General features: G+C 44.0%; 22 protein-coding genes. 4 read left to right on the top strand and 18 right to left on the bottom strand.

Features of this window, described 5'->3' with window-relative positions; genetic code table 11:
* Nucleotides 1–179: 179 nt before the first annotated feature.
* From hisIE to BQ4305_RS14800, 8 genes are read right to left on the bottom strand one after another with little or no spacing between them, the layout of a single operon-like run.
* The gene (gene hisIE, locus BQ4305_RS14835; RefSeq protein WP_110928497.1) at nucleotides 180–824 is read right to left on the bottom strand and encodes a bifunctional phosphoribosyl-AMP cyclohydrolase/phosphoribosyl-ATP diphosphatase HisIE; all 645 of its coding nucleotides are present in this window, start codon (nucleotides 822–824) and stop codon (nucleotides 180–182) included.
* Entirely contained in the window at nucleotides 821–1,579 is a 759-nt protein-coding gene (gene hisF / locus BQ4305_RS14830) for an imidazole glycerol phosphate synthase subunit HisF (protein ID WP_110928496.1), read from the bottom strand. Before hisF ends, hisIE begins: the two co-directional genes overlap by 4 nt.
* The gene (hisA, locus tag BQ4305_RS14825; protein WP_110928495.1) at nucleotides 1,580–2,314 is read right to left on the bottom strand and encodes a 1-(5-phosphoribosyl)-5-[(5-phosphoribosylamino)methylideneamino]imidazole-4-carboxamide isomerase; all 735 of its coding nucleotides are present in this window, start codon (nucleotides 2,312–2,314) and stop codon (nucleotides 1,580–1,582) included.
* Nucleotides 2,311–2,943, bottom strand: coding sequence for an imidazole glycerol phosphate synthase subunit HisH (gene hisH / locus BQ4305_RS14820; protein WP_110928494.1), 633 nt, complete (start codon nucleotides 2,941–2,943; stop codon nucleotides 2,311–2,313). The genes hisA and hisH overlap by 4 nt, the downstream gene beginning before the upstream one ends.
* Nucleotides 2,944–3,531, bottom strand: a complete 588-nt coding sequence (gene hisB, locus BQ4305_RS14815) for an imidazoleglycerol-phosphate dehydratase HisB (protein WP_110928493.1) — start codon at nucleotides 3,529–3,531, stop codon at nucleotides 2,944–2,946.
* A 27-nt stretch (nucleotides 3,532–3,558) separates the two neighbouring features.
* A complete protein-coding gene (gene hisD, locus BQ4305_RS14810) occupies nucleotides 3,559–4,824 on the bottom strand; it encodes a histidinol dehydrogenase (RefSeq protein WP_110928492.1) in 1,266 nt (421 codons plus the stop codon).
* A 19-nt stretch (nucleotides 4,825–4,843) separates the two neighbouring features.
* Nucleotides 4,844–5,476, bottom strand: a complete 633-nt coding sequence (gene hisG, locus BQ4305_RS14805; RefSeq protein WP_110928491.1) for an ATP phosphoribosyltransferase — start codon at nucleotides 5,474–5,476, stop codon at nucleotides 4,844–4,846.
* Nucleotides 5,469–6,653: an ATP phosphoribosyltransferase regulatory subunit gene (locus BQ4305_RS14800; RefSeq protein WP_110928490.1), complete on the bottom strand. Its 1,185-nt coding sequence runs from the start codon at nucleotides 6,651–6,653 to the stop codon at nucleotides 5,469–5,471. The genes hisG and BQ4305_RS14800 overlap by 8 nt, the downstream gene beginning before the upstream one ends.
* A 464-nt stretch (nucleotides 6,654–7,117) precedes the next feature.
* Here BQ4305_RS14800 and BQ4305_RS21555 point away from each other — a divergent pair, with 464 nt between their 5' ends.
* Nucleotides 7,118–7,261, top strand: coding sequence for a hypothetical protein (locus BQ4305_RS21555; RefSeq protein ID WP_199880700.1), 144 nt, complete (start codon nucleotides 7,118–7,120; stop codon nucleotides 7,259–7,261).
* A gap of 34 nt (nucleotides 7,262–7,295) precedes the next feature.
* On the opposite strand, the gene BQ4305_RS14795 is transcribed toward BQ4305_RS21555, so the two are convergent.
* The 5 genes from BQ4305_RS14795 to hprK all read right to left on the bottom strand — a co-directional run bounded on the left by BQ4305_RS14795 (nucleotide 7,296) and on the right by hprK (nucleotide 11,275).
* Nucleotides 7,296–7,811, bottom strand: a complete 516-nt coding sequence (locus tag BQ4305_RS14795; RefSeq protein WP_110928489.1) for an acyltransferase — start codon at nucleotides 7,809–7,811, stop codon at nucleotides 7,296–7,298.
* Nucleotides 7,808–8,461, bottom strand: coding sequence for a pyrophosphatase PpaX (gene ppaX / locus BQ4305_RS14790; RefSeq protein ID WP_110928488.1), 654 nt, complete (start codon nucleotides 8,459–8,461; stop codon nucleotides 7,808–7,810). Before ppaX ends, BQ4305_RS14795 begins: the two co-directional genes overlap by 4 nt.
* Nucleotides 8,451–9,395, bottom strand: a complete 945-nt coding sequence (locus BQ4305_RS14785) for a nucleoside recognition domain-containing protein (RefSeq protein WP_110928487.1) — start codon at nucleotides 9,393–9,395, stop codon at nucleotides 8,451–8,453. Before BQ4305_RS14785 ends, ppaX begins: the two co-directional genes overlap by 11 nt.
* Before the next feature lie 31 nt (nucleotides 9,396–9,426).
* The gene (gene lgt, locus BQ4305_RS14780) at nucleotides 9,427–10,239 is read right to left on the bottom strand and encodes a prolipoprotein diacylglyceryl transferase (RefSeq protein ID WP_110928486.1); all 813 of its coding nucleotides are present in this window, start codon (nucleotides 10,237–10,239) and stop codon (nucleotides 9,427–9,429) included.
* 100 nt (nucleotides 10,240–10,339) lie between these two features.
* Nucleotides 10,340–11,275, bottom strand: coding sequence for an HPr(Ser) kinase/phosphatase (gene hprK, locus BQ4305_RS14775; RefSeq protein ID WP_110928485.1), 936 nt, complete (start codon nucleotides 11,273–11,275; stop codon nucleotides 10,340–10,342).
* Between the two features lie 189 nt (nucleotides 11,276–11,464).
* On the opposite strand from hprK, the gene BQ4305_RS14770 reads away from it, so the two are divergent.
* A complete protein-coding gene (locus BQ4305_RS14770) occupies nucleotides 11,465–12,145 on the top strand; it encodes an N-acetylmuramoyl-L-alanine amidase (RefSeq protein WP_110928484.1) in 681 nt (226 codons plus the stop codon).
* Nucleotides 12,146–12,180: 35 nt separating this feature from the next.
* Here BQ4305_RS14770 and BQ4305_RS14765 read toward each other — a convergent pair whose 3' ends face one another.
* The 4 genes from BQ4305_RS14765 to BQ4305_RS14750 form a co-directional block, all read right to left on the bottom strand.
* Nucleotides 12,181–13,281 carry a DUF4097 family beta strand repeat-containing protein gene (locus tag BQ4305_RS14765; protein WP_110928483.1) on the bottom strand — a complete coding sequence of 367 codons (1,101 nt, stop codon included), beginning with the start codon at nucleotides 13,279–13,281 and terminating at the stop codon, nucleotides 12,181–12,183.
* Between the two features lie 374 nt (nucleotides 13,282–13,655).
* Nucleotides 13,656–16,526 carry an excinuclease ABC subunit UvrA gene (uvrA, locus tag BQ4305_RS14760; RefSeq protein WP_110928482.1) on the bottom strand — a complete coding sequence of 957 codons (2,871 nt, stop codon included), beginning with the start codon at nucleotides 16,524–16,526 and terminating at the stop codon, nucleotides 13,656–13,658.
* A gap of 7 nt (nucleotides 16,527–16,533) precedes the next feature.
* The gene (gene uvrB / locus BQ4305_RS14755; RefSeq protein WP_110928481.1) at nucleotides 16,534–18,522 is read right to left on the bottom strand and encodes an excinuclease ABC subunit UvrB; all 1,989 of its coding nucleotides are present in this window, start codon (nucleotides 18,520–18,522) and stop codon (nucleotides 16,534–16,536) included.
* Between the two features lie 176 nt (nucleotides 18,523–18,698).
* Nucleotides 18,699–18,938: a CsbA family protein gene (locus BQ4305_RS14750; RefSeq protein ID WP_110928828.1), complete on the bottom strand. Its 240-nt coding sequence runs from the start codon at nucleotides 18,936–18,938 to the stop codon at nucleotides 18,699–18,701.
* Between the two features lie 465 nt (nucleotides 18,939–19,403).
* Here BQ4305_RS14750 and BQ4305_RS14745 point away from each other — a divergent pair, with 465 nt between their 5' ends.
* Together BQ4305_RS14745 and BQ4305_RS14740 are read left to right on the top strand one after the other, a co-directional pair.
* Nucleotides 19,404–20,909: an N-acetylmuramoyl-L-alanine amidase family protein gene (locus BQ4305_RS14745; RefSeq protein ID WP_110928480.1), complete on the top strand. Its 1,506-nt coding sequence runs from the start codon at nucleotides 19,404–19,406 to the stop codon at nucleotides 20,907–20,909.
* Between the two features lie 385 nt (nucleotides 20,910–21,294).
* Nucleotides 21,295–21,828 carry a YceI family protein gene (locus BQ4305_RS14740; protein WP_110928479.1) on the top strand — a complete coding sequence of 178 codons (534 nt, stop codon included), beginning with the start codon at nucleotides 21,295–21,297 and terminating at the stop codon, nucleotides 21,826–21,828.
* A gap of 56 nt (nucleotides 21,829–21,884) precedes the next feature.
* Here BQ4305_RS14740 and BQ4305_RS14735 read toward each other — a convergent pair whose 3' ends face one another.
* Nucleotides 21,885–22,262, bottom strand: coding sequence for a hypothetical protein (locus BQ4305_RS14735; RefSeq protein ID WP_110928478.1), 378 nt, complete (start codon nucleotides 22,260–22,262; stop codon nucleotides 21,885–21,887).
* Between the last annotated feature and the right edge of the window lie 14 nt (nucleotides 22,263–22,276).

Below are 22,276 nucleotides of genomic sequence, written 5' to 3'. Positions count from 1 at the left end.
TTTAAAAGAAGAAGGTGGATATTCACCTACGGATGTCGCATTCCAGCAATGCTCACCGCCGGAATGCCTCACCCTTAGTTCAATCCACCTGATTTTCATGCGCTTTGTAACTACTGGATGTCATTGAGACTTATCTGTGCCCCATAAAGAATAAGCACCTGGTTTCAATAAGCCAAGCTTTACTTCTTCAGTTCTTCTTTGATTCCGTGCCTTTCTTTTAGGACATCCAATACTGCCTGGAAAGGAAGTTCCTGCTCTTGCAGCAGGACAAACAGGTGATATAGTAAATCGGCGCTTTCCATGGAAAGCTCTTGCGGGTCGCGGTTTTTCGCTGCAATAATGACTTCGGCGGCTTCCTCCCCGACTTTTTTCAAGATTTTATCGACGCCCTTATCAAATAAGTATGTCGTATATGATCCTTCCGGCATTTCTTCCTTCCGCTTACCGATCAGTTTTTCCAGTTCAAATAAGAACGCCGTATCATTTTCGTGCGGCTTCACTTGCTCGCCTTCAAACAATGTCGTTGTGAAACAGCTTGTTGTCCCGTTATGGCAGGCAGGTCCGTTTGGAATTACCTTTACGACAAGAGCATCCTGATCACAGTCATATTTCATTTCCGTAATTTTTTGGGTGTTTCCGCTTGTTTCCCCTTTATGCCACAGCTCGTTTCGGGAACGGCTGAAGAACCAGGTTTCTCCTTCGGCAATGGAACGGTTTAATGACTCTTTATTCATATAGGCCAGAGTCAATACTTCTCCAGTTTCTGCATCCTGAACAATGGCTGGGATTAATCCTTTTTCGTCAAATTGAATTGTTTCTATCATCGTACAACCACTCCTTGTTGTTTAAGAAACGCTTTGACTTCTTTTACGGACGTTTCTTTATAATGAAAGATTGAAGCTGCCAAGGCAGCATCTGCCTTCCCTTTCTCAAATGCCTCTTGGAAATGCTCAGCATTTCCTGCTCCCCCCGATGCAATGACCGGTACACTTACCGCTTCCGATACGGCTTTTGTCAGTTCAATGTTGAATCCTTTTTTCTCTCCGTCACAATCCATGCTTGTCAGCAGGATTTCACCGGCTCCCCGGCTGACCGCTTCCCTGGCCCATTCGACAACCTCCCATTGAGTCGGCGTCCTTCCGCCATGCGTATAGACTCTCCAGGAACCAAGCTCTGCTTCAAACCGGGCATCAATCGCTACGACAATGCATTGCGCCCCAAAATAATCAGAGCCCTCATTTATTAAGTCCGGCCGGACAACAGCTGCTGTATTCAGGGAAACTTTATCTGCACCCGCCCTCAAAATTTTCTTCATATCTGCAAGGGAATTGATCCCGCCGCCAACGGTAAAAGGGATGGCCAGGCTTCCGGCGACTGATCTTACGACATCAACCATCGTTTCTCTGCCTTCATGGGAGGCGGAAATATCGAGGAATACCAGCTCATCGGCCCCTTCTTGATCGTAAAAAGCTGCCAATTCTACAGGATCTCCTGCATCTCTTAATGAGACGAATTGCACTCCTTTTACGACACGTCCATCCTTCACATCCAGGCAGGGAATAATCCGTTTTGTCAGCATTTAATCACGCACCTTCTCTAATGCGTCTTTAACGCTAAAGCGGTTAGTATAAATGGCCTTGCCAACGATGGCTCCTGCTATGCCGTCCGCCTGATGTTCTTTCAATGCCGTTAAATCTTTCAGGGAACTGATGCCGCCAGAGGCAATCACTCTTTTACCCGTTGCACGGGCCATCGCCACAATTCCCTTCACATTTGGGCCGGACAGCATTCCATCTGTTGCAATATCCGTAAAAATGAATGTCTCTGCACCAGCATCCGCAAGAGCTTTGCCAAGATCAACCGCCAGCGTTTCAGAGGTTTCTATCCAGCCATGAGTAGCGACCCGTCCGTCTTTCGCATCTATGCCAATGGCAATATGGCGGCCGTACTTTTTGATCATCTCTTTCGTAAAGGCAGGATCGGAAACTGCTGCACTTCCCAGGATCACCCGTTCAACGCCGTTATCGAGGTAGTGCACAATATCGGCTTCGGAACGGATTCCTCCGCCAATTTGAATTTTCGCCTGGAGTTCCTTCGCAGCCCTGATGACGTAGGAGTCATTAATCCGGCTGCCTTCCTTGGCCCCGTCCAGATCAACCATATGGATCCAGGAAGCGCCTTGTTCATTAAAGCCTTTGGCCATATCAAAGGGCGAATCGCCGTACACGGTTTCCTGGTTATAATCACCCTGAATAAGGCGGACACATTTGCCTCCCCTCATATCAATGGCCGGGTAGATTGTAAAAGCGCTCATGTCTGTTCCCTCTTTTCCACTAATGAAAGATAATTTTTTAATAAGTTCATCCCCATTTGTCCGCTTTTTTCCGGATGGAACTGCATGCCAAAGACATTGCCCTTTGCGACGACAGCCGGAACGGAAATATCATATTCCGCAGAAGCAATAATATAGGAAGGATCTGCATCAGCATAATAGGAATGAACGAAGTACACATACTCTTCCTCAAGGCTCTGCAGCAGAGGCGACGGCTGGCTGAACCCAAGGCGATTCCAGCCCATATGGGGCACCTTATAATTGACTCCATTGGAATCTGTCCCTGAAAAACGGACCACTTTTCCCGGAATGAGTGAAAGTCCCTTTGCCGGTCCGTTCTCCTCGCTTTCATCAAACAGCAGCTGCATGCCAAGGCAAATGCCTAATAAAAGTCCGCCATCTGCCACATACTTTTTCAAAAAAACATCCAGTTTCTGTTTCTCCAGAAGGCTCATCGCATCGCGGAAGGAGCCTACACCAGGCAGAATAATCCCTGCTGCCTCAGCAAGCTTATTCGGATCATCTGAAATAAAAGAATCCGCCTGAAGCCGTTCCAGCCCTTTGCTTACAGAAAAAAGGTTCCCCATGCCGTAATCGACAATTCCGATCATTTATAACATTCCTTTCGTTGACGGAATCCCTTTCACGCGAGGGTCAATTGTCGTTGCCTCATCGAGAGCCCTTCCCAGTGCTTTGAAGATTGCTTCAATCATATGATGGGTATTGTGGCCGTAATGCACAATGACATGCAAGTTCATTCTGGCCTCAAGTGCCAGCTTCCATAAAAATTCGTGAACCAGTTCTGTATCGAATGTCCCTACCTTTTGAGAAGGGAAATCGGCTCTGAACTCCAGATGAGGACGATTGCTCAGATCGATTACAACCTGTGCCAAAGCTTCATCCATCGGGACAAAGGCATTTCCATAGCGTTTGATTCCCCGCTTATCTCCGAGCGCTTCCTGAAGAGCCTGTCCAAGACAAATTCCGATATCTTCCGTTGTATGATGGTCATCCACCTCAACATCGCCCATTCCGCTGACAATCATATCGAATTTCCCATGTTTCGTGAATAAATCCAGCATATGTGTCATAAATGGCACCGCTGTATCAATAGAAGAATTTCCTTCCCCATCTATCGCAAATTCGAGCTTAATATCTGTCTCATTCGTTTTCCTTGCAATGCTTGCCGAACGTTCCATTTCCTGATCCTCCTTATTACAAGTCTGTTATAAGCGGCGGGCCTCAACAGCCCGTGCATGTGCTTCCAATCCTTCCATCCTTGCAAAGGAGGCTATTTTTTCAGCATGCTGATTGAATTTGGTTTCACTGTACATAATAATGCTCGACTTTTTCTGGAAGTCATCCACATTCAGCGGACTGGAAAATCTCGCTGTTCCATTAGTCGGCAATACATGATTCGGACCGGCAAAATAATCCCCAATTGGTTCTGAACTGTACCGGCCGATAAAAATAGCCCCAGCATGTCTGATTCTTGCCATATTTTCCAGGGCATTTTCTGTGATGATTTCCAAATGCTCAGGGGCCAGTTCATTAACAGCGCCAATGGCCTGTTCCATTGTGCCGCAAATAACGATTCGTCCGTAATCTCTTATCGAGGCTGCTGCAATGTCGCGCCGAGGCAGGCTGTTCAGCTGTTTTTCTACTTCCGCTGCGGTTTCAGTCCCCAGTTTTGGAGAAGTAGTAATCAGTACAGCGCAAGCCCTTGGGTCATGTTCTGCTTGGGACAGAAGATCCGCCGCCACCTCTTTCGGATTAGCTGTTTCATCAGCAAGAACGGCAATTTCACTGGGTCCGGCAATCATATCTATCGCTACATCACCAAATACCTCACGTTTGGCTAACGCCACAAAAATGTTGCCCGGTCCGACAATTTTGTCCACCTTTTGAATTGATTCCGTTCCATAAGCCAGGGCCGCTACCGCCTGGGCACCGCCCGCTTTATAGATTTCCGTTACGCCGGCGATTTTGGCCGCCGCAAGCACAGCAGGATTCAAACTGCCGTCTTTCCCAGGAGGCGACACCATGACAATACGCTTAACGCCGGCAGCTTTGGCAGGCATGACATTCATGAGCACGGAAGAAGGATAGGCCGCTGTTCCGCCAGGCACATAGACACCGACCGCATCCAAAGGCGTAATCTTTTGTCCAAGCATTGTTCCTGTTTCATCCGTTGTCATCCAGGAATTTCGCAGCTGCTTCTCATGAAATGAGCAAATATTATCAGCTGCTTCCTGAATGACCTGCCACTGGTCTTTGGTTAAATCAGAAGCCGCTTTCTCCAGTTCCTCTTCAGAAACCCGCAGCGATTCAAGAAGCACTCCGTCAAACTTTTTCGTATATCGCTTCAGGGCTGTATCCCCGTTCTTTTTGACATCCTCTATAATTTCCTGAACAGCTCTTCTTTGATCTGCTGTACCTGAATCAACAGAGCGTTTTAAAGAAAGGCCTTCTGTAAATTGTTCCATTTTCATCTGTTCATCCCACCTTGGCTCATTGCTCAATAATTTCCGCTAAGCGGTCCACAATCTCTGAGATCCTTTTTTCTTTTATCCGATAGCTGACTGGATTCGCTACCAGCCTTGAAGTTACCGGAGCAATTTTGGCATATTCAATCAGGCCGTTCTCCTTGAGCGTCTGTCCGGTCGAAACGATATCAACAATTCTCTCAGCCAGTCCAATCAGCGGAGCAAGCTCAATCGATCCGTTTAACTTGATAATTTCCACTTGTTCCCCCTGTTCGCGGAAATAGGTGGACGCCACATTTGGATATTTGCTCGCAACCTTCGGAGCGACATCGCTGATCTTTGTATCTGGCAAACCGGCCACAGCGAGGTAGCATTCACTGATCTTTAAATCCAGCAGCTCATAAACGTCTCTTTCCTCTTCCAGCATAACGTCCTTCCCGGCAATGCCGATATCCGCAACACCATGTTCCACATAGGTCACAACATCCATTGGCTTTGCTAAAATAAAACGGAGATTTTCCTCTTCCACTTCAAGGATTAATTTCCTGGAGTCGTCGAATTCGGGAGGAAGACGAAAGCCAGCCTTCCTTAATAGCTCTGCCGCTTCTTCAAATATCCTGCCCTTAGGCATCGCAATCGTTAAAAAGCTGTTATTCATCTTTTCCTTTCCCTCCATTCCCTACAAAAAAATGAACTTCTTCAAACGTTTTTGTAAATATATCTACATTATCCACTGCAGTAATATCCTGAATGGTTACCGATTTCCCTTTTACTCTTTGAGACCTCGCAAACTCTACAGCTTCTCTTCGTCGCTGAGGGCTGAACAAAACACATTCCGCTTCCTCCGGCTGCCTTGGCTCCCCTAATGCTTCTACAAGCCTGTCCATCCTGACAGCAAAACCGGTCGCAGGTGCATCCCATCCGAATTTATCTAACAGATTGTCATAACGGCCGCCATTGCCGATCGGAGAACCGACCTGACCGGCATACACTTCAAAAAGCGTCCCGGTATAGTAGCTCATATGGCTGACAAGCGTCAGATCGAAGCTTACATGAGTATCAACCCCAAATTCCTTCAGCTGTGCCGCGAGCTCTTTCAATTCCTCCAGCTTACGTGCCCCCCGGCCGTTCTCTACCAGTTCAAATGCCTGTTCAACCGCTTTTTCACCGCCGCGGAGGGAAATGAACTCAATCAGACGCTGCTTGTCAATCGAAGAGAGCGGAAGCGATTTGACATGTTCACGGTAGCCTACATAATTTTTTTCATATAAAAACTTTCTGAGGACAGCAGCCCGCTCTTCATTTCCAAGAATGCTGATGAAAATTTCTTGTAAAAAGCCAATATGCCCTATCGAAATTTTAAAGTCTTCCAGGCCTGCCGCTTTCAGCACGTCCGCCAAAAGAGCAATCATTTCCGCATCTGCACTGATAGATCCATTGCCGATACATTCAATACCCATTTGTTCAAATTCCGCCGGCCGTCCGCCTTCACGCTGCTGTGCGCGGTAAACATTTGCCGAATAAGCAAGCCGATGCGGAATTCTCTGCATAAGCAGTTTGGAAGCTGCTACACGGGCAATGGGAGCAGTCATATCTGGACGAAGCACAAGCGTATTTCCCTGCTGGTCCAATAATTTGAATAGCTGCTGATCCAAGATGGCAGAAGCCTCGCCGATCGTTTCGTAATATTCTAAAGCAGGGGTCTCAATAAACTGGTAGCCCCATCTTTTTATGACTTCATGCATTTTATTTCGGACGGATGCTTTCGTTTCAAAAAGCACCGGAAGTGTATCTCTCATGCCTAACGGTTTTTCAAACATAAATGGCTTCGTCACAACTGCACATCCTTTTTCCAAATTTCAATCTGACTTTTTCTATTGACCGACATAAATTTACTTATTTATCAGAAATGATATGATGTCCGACATAATCAGCGAAGAAATATTAAAGGGATGGGCCGATTTATCATTCGCGCACCCAAAATCCTTTAGTTCGCTAATATACTACCAAGGTGAAGTTATTTGTAGTGTACTCCTGTACAGAAGAACAGTCAAGCAAAAGCGGCCTATTAAGCTTGTTATTTTTTCATTATCCCTACTTTTCTAAAAATTCACCATACTATTTTTGCAACATTTTGAAAATAAGTGATATATTTTGTGAGAATTTAGATGAAAATCGCCTCACCTTAAACATTGAAAAGCTTTCGTAACACCACAGCCAACAAATTCATATATTGATCATGATTACATGGATCTGTATTTAAAAAGTCATCCATTCTAACAATTAAGGAGTGTTCAAGATGGACAAACAAGCACAGCAGCACTTTTTCCTGCTTCTACAATCTGTTTATGAACGAGTGAAACAAGAAGAAAATTTATCAATGGAAGCCTTGCTTTCACAAATCAAAGGCGAATTATCCCATCTTTTTAAAGAGGCTAAATAAGAAGGGCATGCCCATTGAGCAAGCCCTCTTCCAATCATGTATTGTTTCGCTCCCTTTGTTCCATCTCTTCTTTTGTATAAATCACCTTCATAGGGTTTCCCCCAACAAAAGATCCGGCAGGCACATCTTTATGTACAAGAGTCCCTGCCGATACAATGGCTCCATCACCAATGATTACACCGGGAAGAATCGTGGTATTAGCTCCGATCATCACTTCATCCCCTATCGACACCTCACCCAATCGGTATTCTCTGATTAAGTATTCATGAGCAAGAATAGTCGTGTTATAGCCAATCACTGAATTTCTGCCGACCGAAATTTTTTCAGGAAACATCACATCCAGCATCACCATGAGGGCAAAGGAGGTTTGCCTGCCAATCTTCATTTTTAAAAATCGGCGGTACAGCCAATTCTTCATGCCTAAAAAAGGGGTATAACGAGCCAATTGGATGACGGCAAAGTTTTTAACCACCTTAAGAAAAGGGACCGTTTTATAGACGTGCCATAATGAGTTGGCACCCTTAACTGGATAGCGGACGGTTCTTCTCATGCCTGTGTCCTTTCCACTATATCCAGCAAATCAGACATTTTCTCAAGCATAAAGTCCGGTCCATATCCCTGAAGGAAGGCCCGCCCTTTTAATGACCAGGCTACAGCGGCAGTCTTTGTTCCAGCATTTTTCCCAGCCTGGATATCATGAAAATTATCACCGATCATCAGGGCTTCTTCTGGAGAAGAACCAAGCTTGGAAAGTGCCAGCTGTAAGGGAGCAGGATCTGGTTTTGCCTTTTCTGTATCTTCTCCTGAAACGATCACTTGAAAAAACTGTCCAAGGTTAGCAAGCCCCAATCCTTTCTCAGCAACATCTCTCAGCTTTGTTGTGACAATGGCCAATTTATAACCGGACTGCTTTAAAGATTGCAGTGTCTCATATACTCCCTCGAACTGAGTAACCAAGGCATCATGATTTTCCCAGTTATGCTTTCTGTAATGGGCGATCATTTCATCAGCCAGCTCCGGGTTGATGGAGGAGAATGTCTCCTTAAGCGGCGGGCCGTTAAAGAAGATAATCTCCTCCCTCGAATATTTCCCCGGATAATAATGGTTGAGGGTATCTGTAAAAGAGGCGATGATCAATTCATTTGTATTAATCAGCGTTCCATCCAGATCAAATAGCAAAGTTGTAATGTTATCGTTCATAGACTGCTTCCTTTCTTTCTATTCTGTTCGATCTGTTCCATAAATGGCCGATTGCCATCGTTAACAGAACCGCTGTAATTACCCTAATCAGCAGCAGGGGCAGTACCGGAATTCCCAACGGAATAAAGACCAATGTATCCTCTACCACGGCATGGCAGGCCACCAAAAATATAAAAGCGAGGGTCATGTCTTTTTTGGAGACATTTTCTTCTTTTGCGGCTTGAATCATGACACCTGCTCCATAAGCGAGACCAATGGTCAGTCCCGTAACAAAAGGAAGTGAGGCATTCGGTTTCATCCCGAGGACCTTCATGAAAGGAGCCAAGAACCGTGAAAATTTTTCAAGCCATTTCAGATCCTTCATTAGCTGCATAATCGCCATTAACGGAATGACAATAGCAGCCAGCTGTGCTATCCCGAGCAGTGCCTTCATAACGCCATGAAGAAAAATCGCCCACACTCCTTGGATCTCAGCCGTATCAGGGCTGATAAAGCCATACTGAGCCATATCAGATCCGCCGCTCCAAGCAAAATTTATGGCAGCCGCAGCTGTCAAAGCAAGACCAATTCTGACAGCAAGTATGACCCATAGCTTCACGCCAACCTTCATCGCCACACTTGTCTCAATCAGCAAATTATGAGAAAAAGAGAGCATAACAGCAAGAATGAAAACCTCTTTAACTGTTAAATCCAAAGAAAGAATCCCGGCAATCCCGGCATACAAATTAAGAAAATTACCCAAAACAAGAGGGATGGCAGCGTCCCCTGATAACCCGATCAGCCCCATTAACGGAGCAATCAAATCAATGACCCAGGGCAGTACCGGGGTGTATTGGAGTACTGAAACGATTAATGTAACCGGAAAAATCACTTTTCCCAACGTCCAGGTTGTCTGAAGCCCCGCTATCAGGCCCTTCTTAACAGATTCAATCATCACCCGTCTTCCCCTCTCCCTTTTTTCCTGCTTATTCGTCCAAATATTTTTTATTGGCAAATCCCAGAAGTCTTCGAAGAATAATAAGAGCAATCGCTACAATAATAAGTGTAATCGAGATGACCTGGGCCATCCGGAGCGATTCTGTCAGCATCAGGCTGTCCGTACGCATTCCTTCTATATAATAACGGCCGATGGAGTACCAGATTACATATGTCAAGAATAGCTCGCCCCTGCGCAAATTCACTTTTCTTAAACATAAAAGAATAATAACGCCCGCAATATTCCAGAGCGATTCATACAAAAAAGTAGGGTGATGGTAGGCTCCGTTGATGAACATCTGATTAATTATAAAATCAGGCAGGTGCATATTTTCTAAAAATGCCCGCGAAACTTCTTCCCCGTATGCTTCCTGGTTCATAAAGTTCCCCCAGCGTCCGATCGCCTGCCCGAGCAAAAGGCTTGGCGCAGTGATATCAGCCAGTTTCCAAAAGGAAATTTTCTTCACCTTTGCATATATGTATGCGGTCAAAACCGAACCAATCAGTGCACCATGGATTGCAATCCCGCCATTCCATATTTGAATGATTTCTCCGGGATTTTGAGAGTAATACTCCCATTGAAAGATTACATAGTAAATGCGGGCACAGATGATTGCAGCAGGCACTGCAAACAATATAAGATCTATGTAAGTATCCTTCGAAATTCCCCTTCTTTCCGATTCCCTTAACGCAATAATAAGTCCTAATAATAAACCGAATCCAATGATGAGGCCGTACCAATGGACTTCAAATGCCCCAAGCTGGATAGCAATCGGGTTTAACGGCTGCGGTCCTTGTTCCATTTCTTTCCCTCTTTTCTTAGCTCTTCATACAGAGTATTTTCATCAAAGCTGAATCTTCTCACCGCAATACGGCGCATCATCCAGCTTTTATAGCGATTTCTTACAAATCATCGTGGTCGCCTTCAGCGATCGCATGATTCAGCCGATTCGCGAACTGCTCCGCTGCATTGACACCCATCCGCTTCAGACGGAAATTCATGGCTGCCACTTCAATAATGACCGATAAATTTCGTCCCGGACGGACCGGCACTGTCATTTTCGTCAGTTCTGTATCGATGATCTTCATTTTCTCTTCATCCAAACCAACCCGGTCATATTGCTTGTTTTTTTCCCATAGTTCCAAATGGATCACAAGGGAGATTTTTTTATTACTGCGCACTGCACCGGCCCCAAATAGAGTCATCACGTTGATAATCCCCAGCCCGCGGATTTCCAGCAGATGCTCAATCAGTTCCGGAGCCTTTCCAACTAAAGTATCTTGATCTTCCTGGCGAATCTCGACTGCATCGTCTGCAACTAATCGATGTCCGCGCTTTACCAGTTCCAAAGCCGTTTCACTTTTACCGACACCGCTTTTTCCTGTAATAAGTACGCCAACCCCGTAAATATCAACTAATACACCATGTACAGCTGTAGTCTGGGCAAGCCGGCTTTCAAGAAAGTTCGTCAAACGGCTGTACAGCCGCGTTGTCTTCATATTTGATTTCATAACCGGAACAGATTCACGCTCAGAAGCTTCAAGCAGCTCTGCTGGCACTTCCAAACCTCTTGTGACAATAATTCCCGGCGTAAAATCCCGGCACAATTCCTCCATCCGCTGCCTTCTGTCAGCGGCATTCAGCTTATTAAAAAAGGATAATTCCGTCATTCCAAGCAGCTGAACCCGTTCAGCAGGATAATAATCAAAGAATCCGGCAATTTCCAGACCCGGGCGAGACAGATCACTGGTGACAATCGGCCGGTTAACCCCTTCTTCTCCGCTTACCAGCTCCAGATCCAACGCCTCGATTACATCTTTTATACGGACTTTCGCCATCTTTAAACCTCCTCATGAAGCCATTATGTCTTTATGTACATGCTTTTTCTATTTTAGCATTTTTCTAGACATAACCAAACTATGCATGATAATAAAGTGTGATTATTCAGATCGTTTTTTTGAAAGAGCAATACTTTATCTCTTGCTCCATTGATTATAGAAATGAAACCAGAAAGGAGAATGATGGAAATGAGAATCGTACTTGATGCAGGACATGGCTACTCGACGCCGGGCAAACGCTCACCAAACGGGATGAAGGAATATGAATTTAACCGGGCCGCTGCCAATCATGCTAAAAGCCTGCTGGCAAAATTTAAAGAGATTCAAATCCTCTTCACACATGAAGACACCCGGGATGTACCGCTGAAAGAACGGACTGATAAAGCCAATGCATCCGGCACAGACCTGTTTATCTCCATTCACGCTAATGCATACGGCAGCGGCAGCTGGAATGAGGCAAACGGAGTTGAAACTTATGTATATACTTCACAGCCTAAAAAAGCAGCAGAATTCGCACGCCTGCTGCAAAATAAAATGATTACAGCCACCGGTTTGAAAGACCGAGGGATCAAGACAGGGAATTTCTATGTATTAAAACAAACCAAATGTCCTGCCGTGCTGCTGGAATGCGGCTTTATGACCAATCGGACGGAAGCTGACTTACTGAAATCGGACAGTTATCGTCAATTATGCGGAAAAGCAATTGCCGATGCTGTTACAGAGTTTTTCAGCCTAAGCACAGTTGCTGCCAGTGATCACAGCAAGTTGTACAGAGTCCAGACAGGAGCCTTCAAGGATAAAAAGAAAGCAGAAGCCCTCGCAAAAGAGCTCATAAAAAAAGGCTATGATGCTATTATTAAAACAGACTAAACAAGAGCCGGGTCCTCCCGGCTCTTGTTTAGTCATCACGTGATAACAATTTGACCTGTTTTCGAATCAGCTGAAATGTGCAGCTGGGGCTGAGGTTCTTTTGCTGTCTTAAACCGCATGACCTTTTGAAGTGATTCACTTTTTTCCTCTATAATGGATATCCCTTCTACATTCACTGTAAAACCGCCCAAATTTGTCTTTAGTTCCCCTGAGACTGGTGTCCCCACAGGCAGAAACATCTGAATCTTTCCGGTTGTCGTTCTCACCTTCATGGACTCGCAATCGGTTTTTTTATTCAAAAGATGTACCTGCCCGCTAAACGATTGAACATCTGCCTTTTCAAACGAACCATCAATATGGATGGTGCCATTTAAAGTCTCTGCTTCAAGTTTGCCGTAAGTTGAACTGCCCAGTTCAATTGCACCGTTTCCTGTTTCGAGCTCGCAATCCTCTCCGGTTACTTCTTGGAGCTTAATAGCGCCATTAGCCGTTTTTGCCTTCAGCTTTTCCGCATTCAGTCTTTTTCCGCCGATTGAACCATTGAAAATCCTTACTTCAATTTCTTCATACAGCCGGTCTGGGACATAGATTGTCGTTTCTACTTTTATACTTTTTTCACGAACTCTAAACAGCAATGATCCATCATCTAAAGAAGCCTTGGTGTTCTTAAGGAACGTCTCCCTTGCCTCGTCAAGGTCCTCCATCCGATATACCTTGGCTCTGCACTCTATTCTCACTTCCTGCTGATCCCAGGCCACAATTTCTGTTTTACCGTTAGCTATATCAACCAACACCTTGGATAGATCTTGCGGGCCAAATTGAAAGATATGTGATACATCCACCGATTTGCCAAAATTGAAATCCAGATCCACTTCCTTAATCTTTTTAACCGCACTTTCAATAAAATCCATCACTTTATCCTTTGAAGATTGGATATTCTGCTTCCACTGTTCTTCCTTTTTCCCAGCAGATTCTACTTCCTTTATATCAGCAGATAATTCATTTTTAAGCAGCTGTCCTTTCTGTTCGTTCTCCTTCTCGGATTGTTCTAACTCCTCTAGTATCTTATACGCTGTTTCTGCGGTAATTTTCCCGTCCTGAAGCATGGTCAGGATCCTCTTCTTTTCTTCTTCCATCTGATTTCCCTCACTTTCAAAAACTGTTTGTTTAATAATACGCCCACAAGATGTTATAGTTTCAAAATTCTTTTATAAAGCCCGCAATACGTGGTTCGACACAGTTCCAGCGACAAGCTTCTCATGTTCCCCCTTCTTTATTTCCTTGGAAATAACCATTTTCCCACCCAATTAATCAAACGATTGATTAAACATCATGATACAGAATTCTACAAATCCATCATGAGTCCCTCTACACGACTTTATTCTAAATGCTAATATTTATGACATAAACGCCAGTCCCTTTTCATATAAATTGCCAGTCAGACTGATTTCCCTATAAGCTCAAGTGAAAGGCAATCAAAAAAGCAAGCCGGCCTTCGCCAGCTTGCTGTTTATACTCGTTCCGCAGCCTTTTCCATTCTCTGTTCCATCCGGGTTTTATCCCGTTCCAGCACGGATTTTAAATATTTCCCAGTATGGGAATCCTCTAATTTACAAATCTCCTCAGGCGTTCCAGTCCCAACGATTGTTCCGCCTTTGTCTCCTCCTCCAGGTCCAAGGTCAATAATGTAATCGGCAGTTTTAATCACATCCAGATTATGCTCGATAACTAAAACGGTATCGCCATTTTCCACAAGCCTTTGAAGGACAACAAGCAGCCTGGCAATATCGTCCGCATGCAGACCTGTCGTCGGCTCATCCAAGATATAGAAGGATCTTCCCGTCGAGCGGCGATGAAGCTCAGAAGCCAGTTTCACCCGCTGCGCTTCTCCGCCGGACAGTGTAGTCGCCGGCTGGCCAAGTTTGATATAGCTCAAACCGACATCATAAATCGTCTGCAGCTTGCGTTTGATCTTCGGGATATTCTCGAAAAATACAACAGCCTCTTCTACAGTCATATCCAGGATGTCCGCAATATTTTTTCCTTTATATTTCACTTCAAGCGTTTCACGGTTATACCTTTTCCCATGACAGACTTCACAAGGAACATAAATATCTGGCAAAAAGTGCATCTCAATCTTGATAATTCCGTCCCCCCGGCAGCCTTCACAGCGTCCGCCTTTAACATTGAAACTGAAACGGCCTTTTTTATAGCCTCTGATTTTCGCCTCATTCGTTGAGGCAAATACATCCCGGATATCATCAAAAACTCCTGTGTATGTCGCCGGATTGGATCGTGGTGTTCTGCCAATCGGAGACTGGTCGATATCAACTACCTTATCGAGATGCTCGGTTCCTTTGATTTCTCTAAACGCACCTGGCTTTATCTTCGCCCTGTTCAGCTTTTGGGCAAGTGATTTATGGAGAATTTCATTGATTAATGTACTTTTCCCCGATCCAGATACACCGGTGACGGCTGTGAAAACACCAAGCGGAAATTTCACGTTCACATTTTTTAAATTATTCTCTTTTGCTCCCTTAATTTCAATGAAACGGCCGTCCCCTTTTCTCCGTTCCAACGGAAGCGGCACAAATTTCTGACCGGAGAGATACTGACCTGTCAAAGAATTCTTATCCTTCATAACTTCTTCAGGCGTTCCTGCCGATACTATTTCGCCGCCGTGCGCACCTGCTCCCGGCCCTACATCGATTAAGTAATCAGCCGCAAGCATTGTATCTTCATCATGCTCCACAACGATCAAGGTATTGCCAATGTTCTTCATTTCTTTCAAGGTAGAAATCAGCCGGTCATTATCACGCTGATGCAGCCCGATGGAAGGCTCATCAAGGATATACAGCACACCGGTCAGCCTGGATCCAATTTGGGTCGCAAGCCTGATCCTCTGTGCCTCACCCCCGGAAAGTGTGCCAGATGCTCGGCTCAGCGTCAGATATTCCAAGCCTACATTGGCCAGAAAACCAAGTCTTTCTTCAATCTCCCGTAAAATCAATTTTGCAATCGCCTGTTCTTTCGGAGTCAGATCAAGCCCTTTAAAGAAGTCCAAAGCTTCTTCAATCGAATAGGAGGTAGTTTCACTGATCTGCTTTCCATTGATCAATACAGCCAGACTTTCCTTTTTTAGACGTTTGCCTTTACAGGTTGGGCAGGCCCGTTCTGACATGTACTTTTCCATTTGCTCCCGAATATAATCTGAGCTGGTTTCTTTAAAACGTCTCTCCACGTTTTTCAGGACGCCTTCAAACTTCATATATCCTTCCTGAACCCGGCCATAGTCATTTTTATAGCGGAAATGAATACTTTCATTCCCAGAACCATTCAGAATCTTATCCATTTGATCTTTAGGCAGGTCTTGAACTGGTGTATCCATATCGATATTAAAATGATTGGCAACAGCTTCCAGCAATTGAGGGTAGTATTGCGAACTGGTCGGCTCCCATGGTGCAATGGCATGCTGTCTCAGGCTGAGTTCTTTATTTGGCACTACGAGTTCTGGGTCCACTTCAAGCTTAGATCCTAATCCGTCGCAGTCTGGACAAGCGCCAAAAGGACTGTTGAATGAAAACATCCTCGGTTCCAATTTTTCGATAGAGAAACCGCAATAAGGGCAGGCATGATGTTCGCTGAACAGCAGCTCTTCTTCCCCGATTATATCGATGATGACTTTTCCTTCCCCAAGTTTCAAAGCACTCTCAAGCGAGTCAGCCAGACGGGAAGCGATCTCTTCCTTAATCACAATCCGGTCAATGATCACATCAATCGAATGTTTTTTGTTTTTCTCCAGATTGATTTCTTCTCCAAGATCATACATTTCCCCATCTATTCTTACCCGGACATAGCCTTCTTTTTTAACACTTTCCAGAACCTTAACATGTGTTCCCTTTCGGCCTGAAACGATTGGTGCCAGAATTTGCAGCTTCGTCCGCTCAGGATATTCTAAAATCCGGTCCACCATCTGTTCAATGGTCTGAGAGGTGATTTCTATATTGTGGATGGGGCATGTAGGCCGTCCGACTCTCGCAAAAAGAAGACGTAAATAGTCATAGATTTCCGTCACCGTCCCAACGGTAGAACGCGGGTTTTTGCTGGTTGTTTTCTGATCAATCGAAATAGCCGGCGACAGGCCTTCAATGGCATCTACATCCGGTTTATCCATCTGTCCCAAAAATTGCCGCGCATAGGCGGACAGCGACTCTACATATCTCCTTTGCCCCTCTGCGTATATCGTGTCAAAGGCTAAAGAGGATTTACCGGAACCGGATAACCCCGTTAAGACCACAAGCTTATCCCTGGGAATCGTGATATCTATATTCTTGAGATTATTGGCCCTGGCACCTTTCACTATGATTTTATCCATCGCCATGTCTTCGTCATCCTTCCGCTTTAAGCTCTATTAACAGGTCACGCAGCTCTGCAGCCCTTTCGAAATCCAGTGCCTTTGCTGCTCCCTTCATTTCCTTTTCCATGCTTGCAATCATTTTCTCCCGCTCTTTTTTTGTCATCTTGCCAAGAGCAGGCGTTTTTTTGCCTTTGTAATCTTCTTCCTCCTCTGCAACATAGGTGGCTCGAATCGCTCCCCGAATTTCTTTTTGAATGGTCTGAGGAGTAATGCCGTGTTTTCGGTTATACTCTTCCTGGATTGAACGGCGCCGCTTCGTCTCGCTGATCGCGAGTTCCATCGAATTCGTCATTTTATCTGCATACATAATGACATGACCATTTGCATTTCGTGCGGCCCGGCCAATTGTTTGGATCAGTGATCGTTCAGAACGAAGGAAGCCTTCCTTATCAGCATCCAAAATAGTGACCAAGGAAACCTCTGGAAGATCAAGTCCCTCCCTCAGCAGATTGATTCCGACAAGTACATCGTATTTCCCCATTCTCAATTCACGGATGATTTCAATTCTTTCTAATGTCTTTACCTCAGAATGGAGATATTGAACCTTAATTCCAATTTCCTTCAAATAATCTGTCAGATCTTCCGACATTTTTTTCGTCAAGGTTGTGACCAATACCCGTTCATCTTTCTTGATGCGGTCCTGAATTTCTCCAATCAAATCATCAATCTGTCCCTCAATCGGACGGACATCGATATTTGGATCCAACAGACCCGTCGGCCGGATAATCTGTTCGACCATTTCCGGCGTGTGTTCCAATTCAAATGGACCGGGAGTCGCAGAAACAAAAATGGCCTGTGAAACCTTTTTTTCGAATTCTTCAAAACGAAGGGGGCGGTTATCCTTGGCTGACGGAAGACGGAAGCCATGATCGACCAATACCTGTTTCCTTGCCTGGTCTCCATTGTACATCCCGCGAATTTGCGGCAATGATACATGGGATTCATCTACGACCAGCAGGAAATCTTCGGGAAAATAATCAATCAGTGTGTAAGGAGTGGAACCCGACGGTCTTAATGTCAAATGACGGGAATAGTTTTCAATTCCTGAACAAAACCCCATCTCTCTCATCATTTCTAAATCATATCTTGTACGCTGCTCCAGACGCTGTGCCTCCAAGAGCCGGTCATCTTCACGCAACTCCTTCAGCCGTTCTTCCAATTCCTTTTCAATATTCTGGATTGCAATTTTCATTTTTTCTTCCCGGGTTACGAAGTGGGAAGCAGGGAATATGGCAATATGATCCCGGTCGCCTTTGATTTCACCTGTCAAGGCATCCACTTCCCGGATTCGGTCGATTTCATCGCCAAAAAACTCCACACGGACACACTGTTCATCCCTTGATGCAGGGAAAATTTCCACTACATCCCCGCGGACGCGAAAAGTCCCCCGCTGGAAAGCAATATCATTTCGCTCATACTGTATGTCCACAAGCCTGTGAAGCAATTCATTTCGGCCGATTTCCATCCCAGTCCGTAAGGAAACAACCATCTCTTTGTATTCCTCAGGGGAACCTAAACCATAAATACAAGAAACACTGGCAATAATAATGACATCATCCCGTTCAAAGAGCGAAGAGGTCGCTGAATGGCGCAATTTATCTATTTCATCATTAATACTGGCATCTTTCTCAATAAACGTATCAGTCGAAGGCACATATGCTTCCGGCTGATAGTAATCATAATAACTAACAAAATATTCAACAGCATTGTTAGGGAAAAATTCTTTAAACTCACTATAAAGCTGTCCTGCAAGCGTTTTATTGTGAGCAATGACCAATGTCGGCTTCTTTACTTCTTTAATAACATTTGAAATAGTAAACGTTTTTCCGGTTCCCGTTGCTCCCAAAAGCGTTTGGTACCGTTTTCCGTCCTTTATTCCTTTTACAAGAGCTTCAATCGCCTTCGGCTGGTCACCCTGCGGTGAATACTTTGAAACTAAATCGAACGTGTGCTTTTCCAAAACGCAGCCCCCTATTTAAGAATCATCTATAATTAACATATACCTTCTATTTATTTCCAACGAAAAAGAATCTAATCTATATACTCATTCTACCACAAAGACTTGATCACAAACTAATAAAAGCGAACACTTATTCTTACCAATCGTTTTCCTTCTATTATAAAAAGCGCCCCCATTCAGGCGCTTTGTGACTTTTTCTTAATCATCCTCGAGGCAAGCCAGAAACCTACTGTCAGAGAAAGGGCATCCACGATGATCAGCCATAAAGTGTGAGTGTAGCCTTTATAGGAAGAAGCCGTAATTAAACCTACCGTTAACACAAGACCCACTACATGATGATACGTAACTCTGGTAAAAAACATAACTAGAAGTCCCGGCAAAAATAAAGCAGATAAAAACTTAATCAATGCGTTCATCTCCTTATCCCGAAAAATGTAGGATAGTGAATGTATGATCATTTTATACTATCGGCCTCAACATTTCCAAGTTTTTACTATCATTAGGATTTAAAAGATCCTTACATGGTGATGTCCCACCTTGCTTATTAACAGTCACCTTCTGTGATAATTTTCCATTTTCCACCGAAAACTAGATTTAAAAACATTTCAAAGCTCACCCTCATTAGGTATATAGATTCATTCCTGACATTCTAATACAAAAAAACGGGGATAGTCCGATAAAAACACGAGGGTCAAAGATTCAAAATATAGAGGATCCCCTGCTTTTATCCTATAAAAATGGATGAGAGATGAAAATTCTTGATTCAAAACTAGCATTTTCAGGGAACTGCCTATTCATTTTCCTAATAGTAGAATAATATACAAGTTGTCAGCTAGGTTAGGATCTTTGGCGAATCTTCATTTTTTAAGGAGGACAATTTATTGAAACATCGGAGAAGATTTGTTGCTCTGCTTTTAACTGCAGCTCTCTTTCTATCTAATCTTTCATTTCCAGACGGTCAGGCAGAGGCCGCTGCCAAAGAAGCAAAAGCAGCAGCCGACTCACTGATCATCAGGGAAAAGGCCAGCACTAATTCTAAAAGGCTGGGCGCCATTCCAAAAGGCAAGAGAATCACTATTATCAGTGAAAAAAACAGCTGGATGAAAGTGAGGTACGGAAAACAAATAGGATGGGTTTCAGCTAAATATTTGCAAGAGACAGCCTATGTTAACGTTCCTACTCTTATCTTAAGAAAAACCAGCAGTGCAAACAGCAGCCAATTAACAGCTCTTTCTAAAGGAACCGCACTAGATGTGACTTCCAGCAAAGGAAACTGGCTTAAAGTCTATGTGCCTTCAAAAAACAAAACAGGATGGGTTTCCAAAGCGTACATCAGTTACATAAAGCCTTCTGAAGCAAATCAAGACGGTGCCCAAAATGCCCAGAGCCCATCAGGCAACTATTATGTTATGGCATCATCGCTAAACATACGCAAGTCTGCAAGCAGCGAGTCCAACATCGTAACCAAAGCTCCAAAAGGGACAGCTGTAACAGTCTTAAAACAGAGCGGGAACTGGGCTCAGGTAATGACACCATCAGGCAAAACCGGGTGGGCTTCCATGGTCTATTTAAGTAAAACGAAGCCATCCGGCACAGTCTCTGCTTCCGTTGATGCTCCAGCTGTCCAGACAGCAGATTCCGGACAAACTTATTATGTAATCACAGATATACTTAATATCCGGAAATCTAATTCCACCTCAGCAGCCATTGTAACTAAAGCTCAGCGCGGCACTGCTGTAACATCTGTTCAAAGAAGCGGGAACTGGATCCAAGTCAAAACCGCTTCCGGAAAAACAGGCTGGGCCTTTTCGCAATACTTATCCAGTAAGCAAATGACAAACGGCCTTCAAGGTAAGACTGTCATTTTGGATGCAGGACACGGAGGAAGAGATTCAGGAGCAGTGGGAGTGTACAATAAAGAAAAAGATTTAACATTGCGGACCGCAAAAAAGCTGGAATCCAAATTGAAGGCCTCAGGAGTGAAGGTCATCATGACTCGTTCTGGCGATACCTATCCTAACCTATCAGAGAGGGTTGCCGTCTCGAAGAAATATAAAGCTGACGTATTCATCAGCATTCACAATAATTCAAGTACTGCAAAATCTGCAAAAGGCATCGATACATTTTATTGGAATACTTACGCAGATGAACGAGAATTGGCCGGACTGATACAAAAGAATGTAATCAGGGAAACAGGGCTAACAAACAGAGGAATCAAACCAGGAAATTTCCATGTGATTCGTCAAAACGAAATCCCTGCCATTTTAGTAGAACTCGGCTATATTTCCAATCCTATTGAGGAAAGAACCATTGCCAGCAATACTTTCCAAAATAAAGCTGCAACCGGAATTTATAATGGATTGAATGAATACTTTCATTTATTTTAAGAAAATTAAACTGGAACAAAGCAAAAAATATCCAATTTCTCACAGAGGAATTGGATATTTTTTTGCTTATGCTGCATGAATTTCCGATTATGACTGCTTTCCATAGATACGCTCGAGGCTTCATTCTCTCCCTTCCTCCCAATCCATTCTAAAGGATTGATTTCTTCCGATAGATTCTCCTCCTTTTCTAAAGAGTGTCTGCTTATGTTCCGACCTTCTTTATTTTCCCTTATTGCCCCTCGCTTCCCGGTATATAAAAAAAACTTTTTTAAACGATTGACAAAAGCAGGAAGGAGCCATATAATTACACTATATTCAATAATCTTTAATTAAAGATATTTTATTTTGAGACAAACTAAAACAATGTTAATGGAGGAATATTAAAATGACAAAAACAAAATGGACAATTGACCCGACCCACAGTTCTATAGAATTTTCAGTTAAACACATGATGATTGCAAAGGTAAAAGGAAGCTTCAACGATTTCACTGCAAACGTTACTGCAGACCCTGCTGATTTAACAACTGCTGACATCGAATTCACTATCCAGGCAGCAAGCATCGATACACGTAACGAAGACCGTGACAATCACTTGCGTTCAGCAGATTTCTTCGATACAGAAAACAACCCGGTCATCACGTTCAAATCGACTGATATTAAAAAGACAGACGAAGACGAGTATGATGTTACAGGAGACGTTACCATCCTTGGAGTAACCCGCCCCGAAACCTTCTCTATCACGTTTGAAGGTCAAGGACAGGACCCATGGGGCAACACAAAAGCCGGTTTCAGCGGCAAAGGTAAAATTAAGAGAAGTGACTTCGGCTTGACTTGGAATTCAGCGCTTGAAACTGGCGGCGTTCTTGTCGGTGACCAAATTACCATTTCACTAGAATTCGAAGCTGCTCCAGAAGCATAATAAAAAGGGCATTGGGAATGTTTTCCCGATGCCCTTTTTTATGACTAGAAAGATCCTTAGCTGTCCTTCTCTTCTAAGAAATTTTTTTCAACTTCACTCATATCAAAATTAAACACGGCAGCTGTTCCTAGAAATAAGCTAAAGAGATTAAGGAACCAATCCTTATTTCCCTTTCTTGTACCCATACACTTGAAGATTTCTTGGAACTGATACCTTTCATCAGGAAAAGCAATAGGAGCTGCACCAAAATATTTCAGGACAAAATCATATTCTAGATGCACGGCAAGTTCCAATAGATCCTTTAAGGTTTCTGTGTAGCTATTGATGTTTTTCTGTTGATAGAGGGTCAGAAAATCCGTATTTACTTTGGTTATAAGTGACTCCGTATCGATCTCCGTTTTTTCTGTCAGTTCAAACATTTTATTGAAATTCATTCAATCCGTCCTTA

Origin of the sequence: Bacillus massiliglaciei (assembly GCF_900098925.1) — a bacterium.
Lineage (GTDB): Bacteria > Bacillota > Bacilli > Bacillales > DSM-1321 > Peribacillus > Peribacillus massiliglaciei.
Note: the sequence above shows the minus strand (reverse complement) of the source record. Positions and strands in the feature narration are given on the sequence as shown.